The sequence below is a fragment of the Pseudomonas sp. AM14(2022) genome (assembly GCF_036346455.1).
Lineage (GTDB): Bacteria > Pseudomonadota > Gammaproteobacteria > Pseudomonadales > Pseudomonadaceae > Aquipseudomonas > Aquipseudomonas putida_A.
Window position 1 is genome coordinate 1 of record NZ_JAOTNY010000036.1, and the last position, 2,786, is coordinate 2,786.

3 protein-coding genes and 3 tRNA genes are annotated in these 2,786 nt (G+C 53.2%); all 6 read left to right on the forward strand.

Annotation, left to right across the window (positions count from 1 at the left end):
* Nucleotides 1–83 precede the first annotated feature (83 nt).
* Nucleotides 84–1,037 carry a bifunctional biotin--[acetyl-CoA-carboxylase] ligase/biotin operon repressor BirA gene (birA, locus tag V3W27_RS28020; protein WP_247268938.1) on the forward strand — a complete coding sequence of 318 codons (954 nt, stop codon included), beginning with the start codon at nucleotides 84–86 and terminating at the stop codon, nucleotides 1,035–1,037.
* On the forward strand, nucleotides 1,027–1,776 hold the full coding sequence (locus tag V3W27_RS28025) for a pantothenate kinase (protein ID WP_247268937.1): 750 nt from the start codon (nucleotides 1,027–1,029) through the stop codon (nucleotides 1,774–1,776). The genes birA and V3W27_RS28025 overlap by 11 nt, the downstream gene beginning before the upstream one ends.
* 7 nt (nucleotides 1,777–1,783) lie before the next feature.
* Complete coding sequence (locus V3W27_RS28030; RefSeq protein WP_330208058.1) at nucleotides 1,784–2,221, forward strand: hypothetical protein; 438 nt, start codon at nucleotides 1,784–1,786, stop codon at nucleotides 2,219–2,221.
* Nucleotides 2,222–2,363: 142 nt separating this feature from the next.
* Nucleotides 2,364–2,448 (forward strand) — tRNA-Tyr (locus tag V3W27_RS28035).
* Nucleotides 2,449–2,472: 24 nt separating this feature from the next.
* Nucleotides 2,473–2,546: transfer RNA gene (locus tag V3W27_RS28040), tRNA-Gly, on the forward strand.
* Nucleotides 2,547–2,572: 26 nt separating this feature from the next.
* Nucleotides 2,573–2,648: transfer RNA gene (locus V3W27_RS28045), tRNA-Thr, on the forward strand.
* Nucleotides 2,649–2,786: the final 138 nt, after the last annotated feature.

Below are 2,786 nucleotides of genomic sequence, written 5' to 3' on the forward strand. Positions count from 1 at the left end.
CGCAGGAAAGTGGTGCGCTTGATTTCTATGCAATCGCCCGGCTCATGGCTATTATTCGGACCTCATTGTGAGGCGAGACCTGCATGCTGACGTTGTTGAATCTATTAAAGGATGGTCGATTCCATTCCGGCGAGGCTCTGGGGGTTACCCTGGGAATCAGTCGAAGTGCGGTGTGGAAGCAGCTTCAGCATCTTGAGGCTGAGCTCGGGTTGTCCATAAACAAAGTCCGGGGCAGAGGCTATCAACTGGCTGCACCCTTGACGCTCCTCGACCCCCTGAAGATTAGTGCCTTAGCAGCGGTTTGGCCGATTACAGTCTTTGATTCCATCGATTCCACTAACGCAGAGGCGCTTCGCGCGATCAATCAGGGTCGAGCGGCGCCGTTTCTGGTATTGGCCGAACGACAGATTTCCGGTCGCGGTCGCAGAGGCCGCAAATGGGTAAGCCCTTTTGCTGAAAATCTCTACTACAGCCTGGTCCTGCGCATTGAAGGTGGCATGCGCCAGCTTGAGGGCTTGAGTCTGGTGGTCGGTTTGGCTGTTATGCATGCCCTGCGAAAGCTGGGGGTGGCGGGCGCAGGATTGAAGTGGCCCAACGATGTGCTGGTCGGGAACAAGAAAATCGCCGGTATTCTTCTTGAGCTAGTAGGGGATCCGGCAGATGTTTGCCATGTGGTGCTGGGTATAGGCATTAATGTGAACATGCAGGTTGCTGAGGAAGTTGACCAGCAATGGACGTCAATTCGACTCGAGACGGGTCAAACCTGCGATCGCAACGTCTTGGTGGCTGAGCTGAGCGACCAACTGCACGATTATATCCAGCGTCATCAGGTCCATGGTTTCTCTGCGTTCCAGGAGGAATGGGAAAAGGATCACATGTGGCAAGGTCGCCCGGTTTCTTTGGTTGCGGGCGTTAGTCATATAGAAGGCGTAGTGCTTGGTATTGATAGCCAGGGTGCGCTGCGCTTGAAGGTGGACGGCGTGGAAAAAGTATTTAGTGGTGGTGAGCTCAGTCTGAGGTTGCGTGATGATTCTTGAGCTCGACTGTGGGAATAGCTTTATCAAGTGGCGCGTATTGAATACGGCTGCTGGCGGTCTTTTCGCGGAAGGTGTTGTCGACTCGGATCAAGCTCTGGTGGATAGCTTGTTTGCATTTGAGAGCCTGTCGTTGCGCAAATGTCGGTTGGTCAGCGTAAGAACCAGCGAAGAAACTGCTGCGCTCACCCGAATTCTCGAGCAGACGTTCGGCATCTCGGTCGTTTGCGCAAAGTCGGCCAGTGAAATGTCTGGTGTCAGGAATGGCTATGACGACTATGAACGCTTGGGACTGGATCGCTGGTTGGCGATGCTCGGTGGCTTTCATCTGGCTGCCGGCGCCTGTCTGATTCTGGATTTTGGCACTGCTGTGACGGCTGACTTTATTAATGCCGAAGGTGAGCACCTGGGGGGATTCATTTGCCCAGGGATGCCCTTGATGCGTAACCAGTTACGTACGCATACCCGGAAAATCCGTTATGGGGACTTGGCTGCCGAAAAAGCGTTGACGAGCCATGCTCCGGGGCGCAGTACCGTCGAGGCGGTGGAGCGAGGGTGCTCATTAATGTTGAGAGGTTTCGTTCTGACCCAGATGGAAATGGCTCGATCCTATTGGGGGGGGCGCTTTGCTGTCTTTATTACCGGTGGCGATGCTGGATTGGTGGCGGACGTCGTGCCTGATGCTCGGATCGTCCCTGACCTGGTATTTGTAGGGTTGGCGATGGCGTGTCCTTTAACTTGAGGTTTGTATGCGTTGGTTGTTCCTGCTGCTCGTTGTTCTCAATGTGTTCTATTACGTCTGGCATCAGCAGGAGGCGCCCTTCCGTGCAAAAGATGTCACTCCTCTCAGCATGTACCGCGGGTCCCAGCAAGATATTCGCTTATTGAGTGAGGCGACTGGTGACTCGGCGGGAGTGCAAGGCGCGCGCCATGCCGGACAGGAGTGTCTGTTTTTGGGTGGTTTGACTCAAGAAAGCAGCCTTTCCGCGCTACAGATGCGTCTAGCGGGCATGAGTGTGAAGGTTCAGGCATCGCAAAAGGATCTTCCCGAGCCTGGATATTGGTTGCGCATTGCGCCCGAGAGCCAGCGTTTATTGGGGGATGTGCAGTTGCAGAACCTTTCCAAGGAATTCAATGAGTTAAAACATAAAATAATGCTGTGTGAGGGGGTTGCACCGCTGGAATAGTTTGCATAGAATGGCGCCCGCTCCACAGCGAACACCTAAACAGGTTGTCAAAGCGGAGCGGTGTCAACGCAGCTAACCTCAGGTTTTTAATGAGAAAATGCTTGACAGAAGGTCGGCATAGTATAGAATGCCGGCTCGCTTAGGAGGGGTTCCCGAGCGGCCAAAGGGATCAGACTGTAAATCTGACGTCTACGACTTCGAAGGTTCGAATCCTTCCCCCTCCACCATTTTTAGCGTGAGCTGCAAGCTCCGCGGGTATAGTTTAGTGGTAGAACCTCAGCCTTCCAAGCTGATGATGCGGGTTCGATTCCCGCTACCCGCTCCAAGTTTGCAGGTTGTGCAAAGTGTTACGCTCTTGTAGCTCAGTTGGTAGAGCACACCCTTGGTAAGGGTGAGGTCAGCGGTTCAAATCCGCTCAAGAGCTCCATATAACAAGGCAGATATGAAAATATCTGCCTTTGTTTTAATGGTAGATATCGTTCGTCTAATTCTTCTGTTGAGGGTGTTATCGATGGCTAAGGAAAAATTTGATCGTTCCCTGCCCCACGTCAACGTAGGGACCATT